This window comes from Pseudoalteromonas sp. NS-SX12 (genome assembly GCF_057367955.1).
The window spans coordinates 825,001-837,398 of sequence record NZ_CM170634.1; the positions used below are offsets into that span (position 1 = coordinate 825,001).

At 40.9% G+C, this 12,398-nt stretch carries 11 protein-coding genes and 1 rRNA gene (1 of these 12 running past the window's edge); 7 read left to right on the top strand and 5 right to left on the bottom strand.

Annotation, left to right across the window (positions count from 1 at the left end; all coding sequences use genetic code 11):
- The 3 genes from AC2IOM_RS03975 to rhlB form a co-directional block, all read right to left on the bottom strand.
- Nucleotides 1-265 (bottom strand): 16S ribosomal RNA (locus tag AC2IOM_RS03975); it reaches 1,268 nt to the left of the window's first position.
- A 524-nt stretch (nucleotides 266-789) separates the two neighbouring features.
- The gene (gene gppA / locus AC2IOM_RS03980) at nucleotides 790-2,292 is read right to left on the bottom strand and encodes a guanosine-5'-triphosphate,3'-diphosphate diphosphatase (RefSeq protein ID WP_486359178.1); all 1,503 of its coding nucleotides are present in this window, start codon (nucleotides 2,290-2,292) and stop codon (nucleotides 790-792) included.
- Between the two features lie 18 nt (nucleotides 2,293-2,310).
- The gene (rhlB, locus tag AC2IOM_RS03985; RefSeq protein WP_054981474.1) at nucleotides 2,311-3,567 is read right to left on the bottom strand and encodes an ATP-dependent RNA helicase RhlB; all 1,257 of its coding nucleotides are present in this window, start codon (nucleotides 3,565-3,567) and stop codon (nucleotides 2,311-2,313) included.
- A 91-nt stretch (nucleotides 3,568-3,658) separates the two neighbouring features.
- Between rhlB and trxA the strand changes: the two genes are divergently transcribed.
- The 3 genes from trxA to AC2IOM_RS04000 all read left to right on the top strand — a co-directional run bounded on the left by trxA (nucleotide 3,659) and on the right by AC2IOM_RS04000 (nucleotide 6,764).
- Complete coding sequence (trxA, locus tag AC2IOM_RS03990; protein WP_010562308.1) at nucleotides 3,659-3,985, top strand: thioredoxin TrxA; 327 nt, start codon at nucleotides 3,659-3,661, stop codon at nucleotides 3,983-3,985.
- Nucleotides 3,986-4,157: 172 nt separating this feature from the next.
- Nucleotides 4,158-5,417, top strand: coding sequence for a transcription termination factor Rho (rho, locus tag AC2IOM_RS03995; RefSeq protein ID WP_010562309.1), 1,260 nt, complete (start codon nucleotides 4,158-4,160; stop codon nucleotides 5,415-5,417).
- A gap of 105 nt (nucleotides 5,418-5,522) precedes the next feature.
- Nucleotides 5,523-6,764, top strand: coding sequence for a methyl-accepting chemotaxis protein (locus tag AC2IOM_RS04000; protein ID WP_486359179.1), 1,242 nt, complete (start codon nucleotides 5,523-5,525; stop codon nucleotides 6,762-6,764).
- An 85-nt stretch (nucleotides 6,765-6,849) separates the two neighbouring features.
- Here the strand turns inward: AC2IOM_RS04000 and AC2IOM_RS04005 are convergent, their stop codons facing one another.
- Both AC2IOM_RS04005 and AC2IOM_RS04010 read right to left on the bottom strand, forming a co-directional pair.
- Nucleotides 6,850-8,118 carry an Ig-like domain-containing protein gene (locus tag AC2IOM_RS04005; RefSeq protein ID WP_486359180.1) on the bottom strand — a complete coding sequence of 423 codons (1,269 nt, stop codon included), beginning with the start codon at nucleotides 8,116-8,118 and terminating at the stop codon, nucleotides 6,850-6,852.
- 12 nt (nucleotides 8,119-8,130) lie between these two features.
- Nucleotides 8,131-8,649: an outer membrane beta-barrel protein gene (locus AC2IOM_RS04010; protein WP_486359181.1), complete on the bottom strand. Its 519-nt coding sequence runs from the start codon at nucleotides 8,647-8,649 to the stop codon at nucleotides 8,131-8,133.
- Nucleotides 8,650-8,821: 172 nt separating this feature from the next.
- On the opposite strand from AC2IOM_RS04010, the gene ubiD reads away from it, so the two are divergent.
- The 4 genes from ubiD (at nucleotide 8,822) to AC2IOM_RS04030 (ending at nucleotide 12,209) form a co-directional block, all read left to right on the top strand.
- The gene (ubiD, locus tag AC2IOM_RS04015; protein WP_336434234.1) at nucleotides 8,822-10,294 is read left to right on the top strand and encodes a 4-hydroxy-3-polyprenylbenzoate decarboxylase; all 1,473 of its coding nucleotides are present in this window, start codon (nucleotides 8,822-8,824) and stop codon (nucleotides 10,292-10,294) included.
- Between the two features lie 34 nt (nucleotides 10,295-10,328).
- On the top strand, nucleotides 10,329-11,042 hold the full coding sequence (gene fre, locus AC2IOM_RS04020; protein ID WP_100914066.1) for an NAD(P)H-flavin reductase: 714 nt from the start codon (nucleotides 10,329-10,331) through the stop codon (nucleotides 11,040-11,042).
- A gap of 121 nt (nucleotides 11,043-11,163) precedes the next feature.
- Entirely contained in the window at nucleotides 11,164-11,481 is a 318-nt protein-coding gene (locus tag AC2IOM_RS04025) for a hypothetical protein (RefSeq protein ID WP_486359182.1), read from the top strand.
- A gap of 32 nt (nucleotides 11,482-11,513) precedes the next feature.
- Nucleotides 11,514-12,209 carry a helix-turn-helix transcriptional regulator gene (locus AC2IOM_RS04030; protein WP_486359183.1) on the top strand — a complete coding sequence of 232 codons (696 nt, stop codon included), beginning with the start codon at nucleotides 11,514-11,516 and terminating at the stop codon, nucleotides 12,207-12,209.
- The last annotated feature ends 189 nt before the right edge of the window (nucleotides 12,210-12,398 follow it).

Genomic DNA, 12,398 nt, shown 5'->3' on the forward strand with positions numbered 1-12,398 from the left:
TGGTGAGCCATTACCTCACCAACTAGCTAATCCCACTTGGGCCAATCTAAAGGCGAGAGCCGAAGCCCCCTTTGGTCCGTAGACATTATGCGGTATTAGCCATCGTTTCCAATGGTTGTCCCCCACCTAAAGGCATGTTCCCAAGCATTACTCACCCGTCCGCCGCTTGTCATCTTCTAGCAAGCTAGAAATGTTACCGCTCGACTTGCATGTGTTAGGCCTGCCGCCAGCGTTCAATCTGAGCCATGATCAAACTCTTCAATTAAAAGTGTTTTTGGACTTACGTCCGACTCAATGAATTCTGATTTTGATATCTTACGATATCGAATTGACTGTGCTGAATAAATTTCTTTATTCCGTTGGTCACTCAGTTCAATTAAGTCTAAATTTTGTTACGCTAAAAGCGTATGTTAGAACTTAATCTGTACGAGTGCCCACACAGATGATTGCTTAAATTTTTAAAGAACAGTGCAAACAACCTCGTGTTTGCCGCGACGCTTCGTCGCTGTTAGGGCTGCGTATGTTACGCTTTCCTAATTTTTTGTCAACACTTAATTTTGATTATTTTCTTTTTATTTTGAAAACGTTCAAAACTCAGTTTTACTTGACTCAACCAACTCGTGATTCGCTGCTATGCTGCGTCGTTCCCCGTGTTGGTGGAGGCGCATTATAGAGAGATTTGGTTTGAGCGCAACCCCTTTTTTAAAGAAAATTTGAAAATTTGGTGCGTTCGCTCATTTAGCGAACAAAAGCGGCGTTTTATTAACAAAAACGCCATATTTTTACGCTTTAGTTAACCGCTATGTGTAAAGTTTGACCGCCTTTGCGTGCATACTCGCACTCGGCTTCGAGTTCGGCTTGCATTAGTGGGTGCTGGCTAAACCATATATGTGGAATAACAATTGATAAATCATTATTTGATGTAACTAACTTTAATTCAGGTAGTACGTCATCTTTTCGACGCATACTTAATATAACGGATAGACGTAATATGTGGAGCAACTTAGATGTCACATCCGAAAAGCAGCCTAATGACTCAAAGTTTAACTTGTCGATATCTTCTTTGTGATACTTAACTAAAAAAACAACACGGTTTTTCTGTGCCTTGGTAAAACCTGGCATATCAGTATTCGTCATTATGTATGCGCCATGTTGACCATACTTTTTATAACCAATCAATAAGCCTGTTTCATGTAACTTCGCAGCAGCGTCCAGAATCGAAAAGTCTTCATCATTCAACTGCCAGTCGTCTTTGACTTGCTTTGCGAATAAAAGTGCGACGTCCGCGACACGTTGTGATTGTGTTGCATCAATATGATAACGGCTGATAAAGCTTTGAACTGTGCGCTCTCTAATATCGCTATTATGTAGCTCCGGGATCATGGAGTACAAGACCCCCTCCCTTAATGCACCACCAGCAAGCCCCATTACTTCAATATCTAAACTTTCAAATAATGCGATTAAAATTGAAAGACCCGATGCAAATACAAGTTTTCGTTCTTGCATTAATCCAGGAAGGTCGAGTTTATCAATCGATTTGTATAAAACAGCTTGGTGTTTAATGGCATTCAGTTTATCAAGCGTCAGTAAATCATCTTGCCTTTGTGCAATCATGATTTCCTGAATAGCTTGAACCGTACCAGATGCCCCCGACACACTTAACCAACCAAGTTGTTTATACTCAGCCACTACAGGTGCAATAACTTCTTTTGCTGCATTTGTTGCGGCTTCGAAGTTGTCATGCGTTAACAAGCCATTTTCGAAGTACTTTTCAAGATAGGTTACACAACCCATATTTAGGCTTTTATATAAAAGAGGATCAAAGCCATCGCCAATCACCACTTCTGTACTGGCACCACCGATATCAATAACCAGTTGTTTACCGAGTGTGGATGAAGTGTGCGCCACCCCTTTATAGATTGTTTTTGCTTCTTCTTCACCACTGATTACGCGAATTGGATGACCGAGAATTAGCTCTGCTTTTTCGACAAATTGCTGTGCATTTGCCGCTAAGCGTAATGTAGCGGTAGCAACAATCGTAACATTATCTTTCGGAATATCTTGAAGTCGCTCAGCAAAAAGGGAAAGGCACTCCCACCCTCTCTGCATTGCTTCAATGCTTAGCTGGCTATTTTCATCCAGCCCTGCCGCTAATCTTACCTTTCGTTTAACACGTCCAATTGTTTGCAAATCGCCGGCTACGGCTTTGGCTATTAACATATGAAAACTGTTAGAGCCTAAATCTATAACGGCATAACAGTTCTGATCATTTGCTTTATCAACGGTTAGCATTGATACCTCAAAAAACTACTAACTATGAGCTCTTCTTTGAGCTGGTTTATTTGAGCGTCGGTTATTTTGGTTTGGACGCTTTGCACGGTTATAACGCGGCTTAGGAATGTCGTCTAACAATGCTGTTTTATCATAATGTGACAATGGGATCGCATGGTCAATATACTCTTCAATTGGCTGAAGGTTGTATGCATATTGCTCACAAGCAAAGCTAATGGCATGACCATATGCACCTGCACGACCAGTTCGACCGATGCGGTGAACATAATCTTCACAATCATCTGGTAAGTCAAAGTTAAAAACATGGCTTACTGCATCAATGTGTAATCCACGCGCGGCAACATCGGTCGCAACTAAAAAGTCTAAATGACCATCTGTAAACTGCTTCAAAATTGAAATACGTTTTTTCTGATTAACGTCGCCCGTAAGTAAACCTACACGGTGCCCATCTGCTTTCATCCACTGATATACGTTTTCACACATGTGTTTTGTATTAGCAAATACAATCGCTTTATCCGGCCACTCTTCTTCTATTAATGTAAGAAGAAGTGGAATTTTATCGTCTTGAGATGTGTGGAAAAGCTCTTCTTGAATGCGCTGATTAGTTTTTTGCTCAGGCTCAACCTGCACATGAATCGGATTGGTCATATGCTCAAACGCTAGCTCTTGTACGCGGTATGAAAGTGTAGCTGAAAACAGTAAATTTAAACGCTCTGTCGCTTCAGGCATACGACGCAGTAAATAGCGAATATCTTTAATGAAACCTAAGTCGAACATGCGGTCGGCTTCATCAAGTACTACAACTTCGATATCGTTTAGGCTGTAACAGCCCTGCTTATATAGATCGATCAATCGGCCAGTTGTGCCAATTAAAATATCTACACCTTTTTCTAACTGTGCCTGTTGTTTTTCATATTCCTCGCCACCATATACAATGCCAAGGTTAAGTTTACAGTCGGGTGCAAAGATTTTTGCATCGTTATAAATCTGTAACGCTAACTCCCGAGTAGGCGCCATAATAAGCGCTCTTGGGTGTTTACTTGCCCCTTTACTATTGACCAATAAGTGGTGACAAGTCGCAGCTAAAAACGCAATGGTTTTACCTGTACCAGTTTGAGCTTGCCCTGCAATATCTCGTTTTTGTAGTGCATAAGGTAAACTTTTTGCCTGAATTGGCGTACAAAGTTCAAAGCCTTTGCGAGTAAGTCCGGCAACCACTTCCGGCGCAATATCAAAGTCGGCAAACTTTGTTTCGGTTAAATGTGTCTTATTCATAGCGAATAAGCATAACGCTTAAACTTGCAATAAGAAACAATAGTGTTTAAATACGCTATAAATAAATTCGCGAAAATTATCGGAGAACCCAATGAGCGATAAAATTATCCAACTAACAGACGATAGCTTTGAGTCTGATGTAGTTAATGCTAGCGGCCCTGTACTAGTTGATTTTTGGGCTGAGTGGTGTGGTCCTTGTAAAATGATCGCGCCAATTCTTGATGAAGTAGCAGAAGAATTTGCTGGTCGTGTAACGATCGGTAAATTAAACATTGACCAAAACTCTGGCACGCCGCCAAAGTTTGGTATTCGTGGTATTCCTACATTACTACTGTTCAAAGACGGTCAAGTTGCTGCAACTAAAGTTGGTGCACTATCTAAAACTCAACTAGTTGAGTTTTTAGAAGAGAACGCATAAGAAAAGGCTGGTTTAACCAGCCTTTTTTCATTTTTGCACTGATTATTTTTTATAAAGACTGGACGCTTTTAACAAGAGCTGCTATTTTCTACATCATATTTATCCTAAGTAATTATTCATTATTACTTCCACTCAAAAACCTTGAGAATAAAACATTAAAGAACCCACCAATATGCATTTACGCGAACTTAAAAATAAGTCGATTAACGAACTTGTAAAACTAGCTGAGTCCATGGGACTTGAAAATGTAGGCCGCTTAAGAAAACAAGACATTATTTTTGCCATTTTAAAAGCTCACGCAAAGAGCGGCGAAAACATCTATGGCGGTGGCGTATTAGAAATACTTCAAGATGGATTTGGCTTCCTTCGTTCTTTCGAAGCCTCTTATTTAGCTGGGCCAGATGATATCTATGTATCGCCTAGCCAAATCAGACGCTTTAGTTTACGTACTGGTGATACAATTAATGGATTAATTCGTCCGCCAAAAGATGGCGAACGTTATTTCGCACTATTAAAAGTAAACGAAGTTAACTTCGACAAACCTGAAAACTCTCGTACTAAGATCCTATTCGAAAACTTAACACCACTTCACGCAAACGACCGTTTACGTATGGAACGTGGTAATGGTAGTACTGAAGATATCACAACCCGTGTAATCGATTTAGCAGCGCCAATTGGTAAAGGACAACGTGGCCTATTAGTAGCTCCGCCAAAAGCGGGTAAAACAATGTTGCTACAAAACATTGCGCAGTCTATTAGCTCAAACCACCCTGAGTGTGAACTAATTGTTCTACTAATCGACGAACGTCCAGAAGAAGTTACCGAAATGCAACGCCTAGTAAAAGGCGAAGTAGTTGCTTCAACATTCGATGAGCCTGCAAGTCGTCACGTACAAGTTGCCGAAATGGTAATTGAAAAAGCAAAACGCTTAGTTGAACACAAAAAAGACGTTGTTATCCTACTTGATTCAATTACACGTTTGGCCCGTGCTTACAACACCGTAATTCCTTCATCAGGTAAAGTACTTACTGGTGGTGTTGATGCTAACGCGCTTCATAAACCTAAGCGTTTCTTCGGTGCAGCGCGTAACGTTGAACAAGGCGGTAGCTTAACAATTATTGCAACTGCACTTATCGATACTGGCTCGAAAATGGATGAAGTTATCTACGAAGAGTTCAAAGGTACTGGTAATATGGAATTACACCTAAACCGTAAGATAGCGGAAAAACGTGTATTCCCAGCAATCGACTTCAACCGTTCAGGTACACGTCGTGAAGAACTACTGACAAAAGCTGACGAACTTCAGAAAATGTGGATTCTTCGCAAGATCGTACACGAAATGTCAGAGATCGACGCAATGGAATTCTTAATTGATAAACTTGCTATGTGTAAGACTAATGACGAATTCTTCGATTCAATGAAACGAAAGTAATTGCATTATAATTTAAAAAACGCCAGCAGTTAGCTGGCGTTTTTATTTGCCCAATACAAAATCTGTTCTATAACTATTATACACTTAGAGTTAAATTTCAGATTTATGCAAATACATAAACTACTCTTTCCAAGCATAATAATTTTTGCACTGTGCTCGCTATTAATCCTGTTTTTAGTTGATGCCTCTACCCTATACTTAGTACTGCAAAGTATTATGTCGCTGGTCATTATTGGTATATTTGGATACAGCCAAAAAAACAAGAAAGCCGACGCAAGTTTTCTAACATCCTTCTCTCAAGCAGTTGCTAACCCAACGAAAGTAAACATCAAATTTCGCTTTCAAAATAATGGCAATACAGACTACGCCGATGAATGCACCTATATTGATAACTGGCTTGAAGTAATGGACCATCTAATTACTGAGGTATATGCATCATCAGCACGGTTATATCCAATGGCAAATGAGCTAAAAGATACCTATAGCTCGATGATGCAAAAGGCAACAATGCAACATAGCCATGGCGAAACACTCGGGCAATCAATGGCCGCTATGGTAGAAGTATCGGCCCAATTAGATGACAATTTAGTTTTGATTTACCAAGCGGTAACAAACGCCAACGACTCCGTTAAGCAAACACGCTCCGATGCAGATCTCAGCCAGCAAAGTCTATCATCGCTCGCAACTAAGATTGAAAAAACCGGCGAGCAACTTGAACAACTAAAAAAAGACAGCGACCAGATTACGTCGATTATTGAAGTTATCAACTCCATTGCCGAACAAACCAATTTACTTGCTCTTAATGCCGCCATAGAAGCAGCTCGCGCCGGCGAACAAGGCCGAGGTTTTGCGGTAGTGGCTGACGAAGTGCGCAACCTTGCCGCACGCACCAGCGAATCGACTAAAGAAGTTAGTGCCATGGTAAGTCGCATTCAATCTGGTACCGACTTAGTACACCAGTTAATGATGAAAGCACATGAAGAGACTCAGCAAACAGTTAATTTATCGCAGCAGGCAAATTTAGAAATAGACCAAATAGATCACGCAATGAATGAGATTCACTCGTTATCTGAACAAATACAGCAACAGGTAAAACAACAAAGAACTGCGTCAGACGATGCACAATCATCGGTTTATGCCATGATAGAATTAAATACTGATGCACTTTCAAACTCTAAAATCCAATCGGTTACCAGTGATGATTTAGTTAACTTAGCCACCAGCTTACGAGAAAAGCTCGAGCTATTTGATTTTAATGATAAAGAGTGGAATACCAGTACACGAACTAAATTACGGCGAGAGAACGCTGAAGCGCCTAGCGAGGCAGGTGAAATAGATTTATTTTAGTAATTTTACGCACTCAATTAATTTTGAGTGCGTAAAAACATATCTCAAGTTAACCAGCAAAGAATTGATTAACTAAAAGATTAGCTTATTTAACAACTGTGATATCAATTGTTTCTGATTTTCCACGATAGCTAGAAATCAAGGTAAACGAGCCCGTTTTCGAGCTTGATGCACTTACTTCTAAATACGCTTCATTAGTACCTAACTTCTTAAATTGTGATGTAACTAAGTCGGTACCAGAAAATGACCAGCCAGCAAACTCAGATACGTTAAAGTCGTCAGATACGCCTGCTAGATCTGCAAAAGCCTGCAAAGATACTTTTGCACCTTGTTTAATACTAATGCTCTCGGCACCGGTATTAATCTTTAAGCCATTTAATGTTGAATCACCAGTTACTTCAACAGAAACTTGCGCCTGTTGACCACCACAAGTAGCAAACACATTCGTAGTACCCGATGTTAGTGCCACAATATTGCCTTGTACCTCAGATTCATTTGAAACTGCAGCAACAGCACTATCACTCGCAGCCCAAATAGCACTGTTTGAAATAATATGTGTATCACCATTCAATAAGGTTAGTTGAGGCTTAAGTGACTCACGTTGAGCAAGCTCCATTGCAAGGCTTTCAATATTTTTATCTGAATGTTGAATCGTCAGCGCGCTTAATTGAGCAATTGATGTTGAAAACGTATCGCTGCCAGTTACACCATCAGTGTGTTTTGCAGTAATAGTCAGCTCTTCACTGTCTTCCGCTGAAGTAGATAGTAGACCGTTAGCATCAACACGAGCTGTCGCAGAACCTGCTAGCTGCCAAGTTAATAAATTTGTATCTGGAGCACTTACATAACCATCTTGATATGTAATTGTCGCAGCGAGTTGCGCATCAACACAGGTGGTAACTTGATTACTGTCAGAGTTTTTAAGAACAACATCTAACGCGGTTGCTTTACTATCGCTAATTGAAAGCTCAGTTGTTGCTTCAATATCATTGATAGTTGTTGCTGTAAAAGTCACTAAACCTTGGTTATCTGCTAATGCTTTTACCGCAGTTACCAAACCACTTGAGTCGATAGTAGCAACGTCAGTATTTGATGACGTCCACGTTACCTCTTTTGAAACGTCTCGAACATCACCTTTAGAATCAGTACCCATCGCAACTAGTTGATGAGTTTGCCCTGCACGTAACCGTACACCGCTACCAGTAAATTCGATGCTTTCGATAATAGTACCGTTAGCACGCTGCGATTCTAGTTCAACTGCTTTAATTAGCGCGGCAGGATCGTCAGATTCGCTACACCCCGAAAGCACAACTGCGGTCGCTAACGCTAAAGGTAATAATTTAAACTTTTTCATGTGTAATTCCCTTTAAAATGTATAGCTTACGCCAAGTGTATAATTTGCTAGTTTTAAGTCTGAATCGGAATGCAATACTTGATATCCCAAGCGGACTTTAATCTCTTCAAAACTAGGGATTTCTTGATTCAAACCTATGCCCCAAGCAAAACCATTGTAACTATCAATATTGTTATATGTTTCTTCTGGGCCTGTTACAGCAATATCGTTCCAGCTCCAGCCCAGTAAAATATCAGCACTAAAACCATAAGATGCGGGTGATTCAAAACGACCGAATAGAGAATACGATTTGTCTAGCTCGAAGTTCATACGGTACAAGTCATCATCCGTACTTGAAACAGCCACTTGTCCTTCTAAAAAAATACCGTCGAAGAGCTCATAACCTGCTTTTAAATTCACAGCATTTGGATTCACCGTTTCATCTGCGATTTCAAAATCGTTATAGGCGTAATCTAATCCAACATAGATATCATTCGCTGCAAAAGCTGAACCACAAAAAAGCAGAGCACTTGTAAAGATTAAAGATTTCATAAAAATCCTTTTTGTATAATTGTGTCCCTATTCTATTGAATGCTAAACCAAAAAGCATCCACAGAAGTATAAACAATTGTAACCATGTTTTCGGTAATACAATTGCCCGTAAGTTGCGCAAAAGGTTATACTATCACCAATCAATTTTTATTATTAAAAGCCTGACAATACTATGAAATATAAAGACCTCAGGGACTTTATCGAACTGTTAGAAAAGAAAGGTCAGCTAAAGCGTATCAAGCAAGAAATTGATACCTACTTAGAGATGACCGAAATAGCCGACCGCACTTTGCGTGCAAAAGGCCCTGCACTACTTTTCGAAAATCCAAAAGGCTATTCTATTCCTGTTCTTGCTAACCTATTTGGCACACCTGAGCGTGTTGCTTTAGGTATGGGGCAAGAAGACGTATCTGAACTAAGAGAAGTTGGTAAGTTACTCGCCTTTTTAAAAGAGCCAGAGCCTCCAAAAGGCATTAAAGATGCGCTAAGCCAGCTACCTGTGTTTAAGCAAGTACTCAACATGCCGCCAAAAGAAGTTAAAAAGGCACCATGCCAACAAGTAATTGTTGAAGGTGATGAGGTTGATTTAACTAAGCTACCAATCCAGCACTGTTGGCCTGGCGATGCAGCGCCACTAATTACTTGGGGCTTAACAGTTACAAAAGGGCCTTATAAAAAGCGCCAAAATTTAGGTATTTACCGTCAACAATTACTTGGTAAAAACAAAATCATTATGCGCTGGTTATCACACCGTGGCGGCGCACTGGATTACCAAGAATGGTGTAAAGAACACCCGGGTGAACCTTATCCTGTGTCGGTAGCGCTTGGGGCAGACCCTGCAACCATTTTAGGCGCAGTAACCCCTGTACCAGATACGCTAAGCGAATATGCTTTTGCTGGGTTGTTACGCGGCAGCAAAACAGAAGTGGTGAAATCAATTTCGAACGACTTACAAGTTCCTGCCAGCGCAGAGTTTGTATTAGAAGGTTATATTGAACAGGGCGAAATGGCACCAGAAGGGCCTTATGGTGACCACACTGGTTACTACAATGAAGTAGATGACTTCCCAGTCATGACAGTAACGCACATTACGCATCGTAAAGATCCTATTTATCACAGCACCTATACTGGTCGTCCTCCTGATGAGCCGGCTATTTTGGGTGTGGCGCTTAACGAAGTGTTTGTGCCAATTTTACAAAAGCAATTCCCTGAGATTGTAGATTTCTACTTACCACCTGAAGGTTGTTCTTACCGTATGGCCGTGGTTACTATGAAAAAACAATATCCAGGTCATGCTAAACGCGTAATGATGGGTGTTTGGTCATTCTTGCGTCAATTCATGTATACTAAGTTCGTTATTGTGTGTGATGATGACGTGAATGCGCGCGACTGGAACGATGTGATTTGGGCAATTACTACGCGTATGGATCCTGCCCGTGATACCACAATGATTGAAAATACCCCAATTGATTATCTCGACTTTGCCTCACCTGTTTCTGGCTTAGGATCAAAAATGGGGCTTGATGCCACCAATAAATGGCCTGGCGAAACCGACCGCGAATGGGGCGAACCCATCGTAATGGACGATAAAGTCAAACAACGTGTTGATGAAATTTGGGATTCACTCAACATTTTAGAAAAGTAACGCAGTTAAACTTGCGTCGTGAAAAGGTTTAAAAATGCAATTAGTTAAAGCAAACGTGGTAAGCATTACTCCATTAACAGAGTTTGTTTATAAAGTTGAACTAAAACCAAGTGAGCCAGTGTCATTTGAAGCAGGTCACTACCTGCAACTGGTATTGGGTGAAAAGGATAAGCGCGCATTCTCAATCGCAAGCCGCCCAAGCCAAACAGAGCTATTAGAATTACATATTGGTGCATCAGAAGAAAACAGCTATGCCATGCAAGCGCTTGATCACCTAAAAGAGCACTTTGCTAATAATACGCAAGCTGAACTTGAAGTGGGCTTAGGCATTTCACAACTACGCACTGAGTCAGAGCTTCCATTAGTATTACTTGCGGGCGGTACAGGCTTTTCATACGTAAAATCAATGGCTGATCACCTTGCTGAAATCAAATCAACACGCCCTGTATTCTTCTACTGGGGTGTACGCGACGAATCAGCACTTTACGCCAAAGAAGAAATGGAAAAGTGGGCTGCAAGCCAAGCTAACTTCAACTTTATTCCTGTAGTAGAACACGCAACTGATACATGGCAAGGTCACACAGGCTATGTGCATAAAGCTGTAATGAAAGACATTGTTTCGCTAGAGCCTTATGAAATCTATATGGCAGGTCGCTTCGATATGATTGGCCCTGTACGTGATGACTTTATTAATCACGGCGCAATTCGCGAAAACATGTATGCAGATGCTTTTGCATTCATCAAATAATACGAATGCAATTTACTAAAAGGAGCCATTTGGCTCCTTTTTTATTTTCTAGCTCATTTGCTACTGACACTCCCTGACACAACAGCCTGATTAAATAACGTCATCATTTCAAAGGAGACAAATGATGAGTAACGTAATCGAAATCGTAAACTTTAAACTAGCAGAAACCACCCAAGCAGCGGACTTCGTCGCTGCTAATGACGCATTGCAACAGTTCCTCAATAACCAAACAGGTGTGCTATACCGCTCACTTGCCAAACAACAAAGCGACAATATTTACGTTGATGTGGTTTACTTTGCCACCATGGCAGATGCTAAACGTGTGCAAGAGGCATTTTATGAAAATGAAATTTGCCAGCAATTCGCCAAGTTAATTGAAAAAGAAAGTGTTATTTTAGAGCACTACGATGTAGTGTCACAAACACCTTGTGACGCATAATTAACTCGTAAAGCGCATTCAATTAAGGAAATATGGTGCATAAATCTGAGCGTTTATTTCAACTGGTTAACTTACTTAAAGGCCGCCGCCTTGCTGTAACCGCCAAACAGCTAGCAGATAAACTAAACGTATCTGAGCGCACCATTTACCGCGACATTCAACATTTACAAACATCGGGCGTGCCTATCGAAGGCGAAGCAGGCATTGGTTACCTTATTTCAGAGTGTGACCTGCCACCGATGATGTTTACTCTCGAAGAGCTACAAGCACTGATGCTAGGTAGCCGTATGGTAAGCGAATGGACGGATCCTGTTTTAGCCGATAAAGCCCATTCTGCACTTGCTAAAATTGAGGCCGTTTTACCAAATAGCTTAAAACAAAAAGTGGATGATCTGCCCTATTTAGTATCGGGTTGGAGTCACAACCAAGCGCAACAAGCCTTTACCCTCACCTTACGCCAAGGCATAGAGCAACACCGTTGTGTAAACATTGATTATTCCGATGCCAAGCAGCAAACCACCACCCGCCTTGTTGAACCTTTAGGTATGGTATATTGGGGTGGCAAATGGACGTTAATCACCTATTGCCGCTTACGGAACGATTATCGTGAATTTCGTATCGACCGCATTCAAGCGGTATCACTTACGGAATTTACTTTTACAACCCATGGGGATAAATCGCTCGCGCATTATGTGAAGTTAGTGCAGGAGAAGTATAAGGAGTGTTAAAGGGAGTATTTATTAATTAACATCCATGTATTTATCTTGCGGCATCCATGCCGCACTCGTTCATTCTTTTTAAACGGCCAAAAAGAACGAACCAAGAAAAAGCCGCCCCAAAAATCAAACTAACTCTTCAAGCAAAATTTAAATGTGAACATAAACGCCATGAAGCAACGCGCTAAACATCCCTGTACG

What these genes read in the sequence shown, in the direction of transcription:
- rho (WP_010562309.1), top strand. Translation starts at nt 4,158, where the DNA reads ATGCATTTACGCGAACTTAAAAATAAGTCGATTAACGAACTTGTAAAA.
- AC2IOM_RS04010 (WP_486359181.1), bottom strand. Translation starts at nt 8,649, where the DNA reads ATGAAATCTTTAATCTTTACAAGTGCTCTGCTTTTTTGTGGTTCAGCT.
- gppA (WP_486359178.1), bottom strand. Translation starts at nt 2,292, where the DNA reads ATGCTAACCGTTGATAAAGCAAATGATCAGAACTGTTATGCCGTTATA.
- rhlB (WP_054981474.1), bottom strand. Translation starts at nt 3,567, where the DNA reads ATGAATAAGACACATTTAACCGAAACAAAGTTTGCCGACTTTGATATT.
- fre (WP_100914066.1), top strand. Translation starts at nt 10,329, where the DNA reads ATGCAATTAGTTAAAGCAAACGTGGTAAGCATTACTCCATTAACAGAG.
- AC2IOM_RS04005 (WP_486359180.1), bottom strand. Translation starts at nt 8,118, where the DNA reads ATGAAAAAGTTTAAATTATTACCTTTAGCGTTAGCGACCGCAGTTGTG.
- AC2IOM_RS04030 (WP_486359183.1), top strand. Translation starts at nt 11,514, where the DNA reads ATGGTGCATAAATCTGAGCGTTTATTTCAACTGGTTAACTTACTTAAA.
- AC2IOM_RS04000 (WP_486359179.1), top strand. Translation starts at nt 5,523, where the DNA reads ATGCAAATACATAAACTACTCTTTCCAAGCATAATAATTTTTGCACTG.
- AC2IOM_RS04025 (WP_486359182.1), top strand. Translation starts at nt 11,164, where the DNA reads ATGATGAGTAACGTAATCGAAATCGTAAACTTTAAACTAGCAGAAACC.
- trxA (WP_010562308.1), top strand. Translation starts at nt 3,659, where the DNA reads ATGAGCGATAAAATTATCCAACTAACAGACGATAGCTTTGAGTCTGAT.
- ubiD (WP_336434234.1), top strand. Translation starts at nt 8,822, where the DNA reads ATGAAATATAAAGACCTCAGGGACTTTATCGAACTGTTAGAAAAGAAA.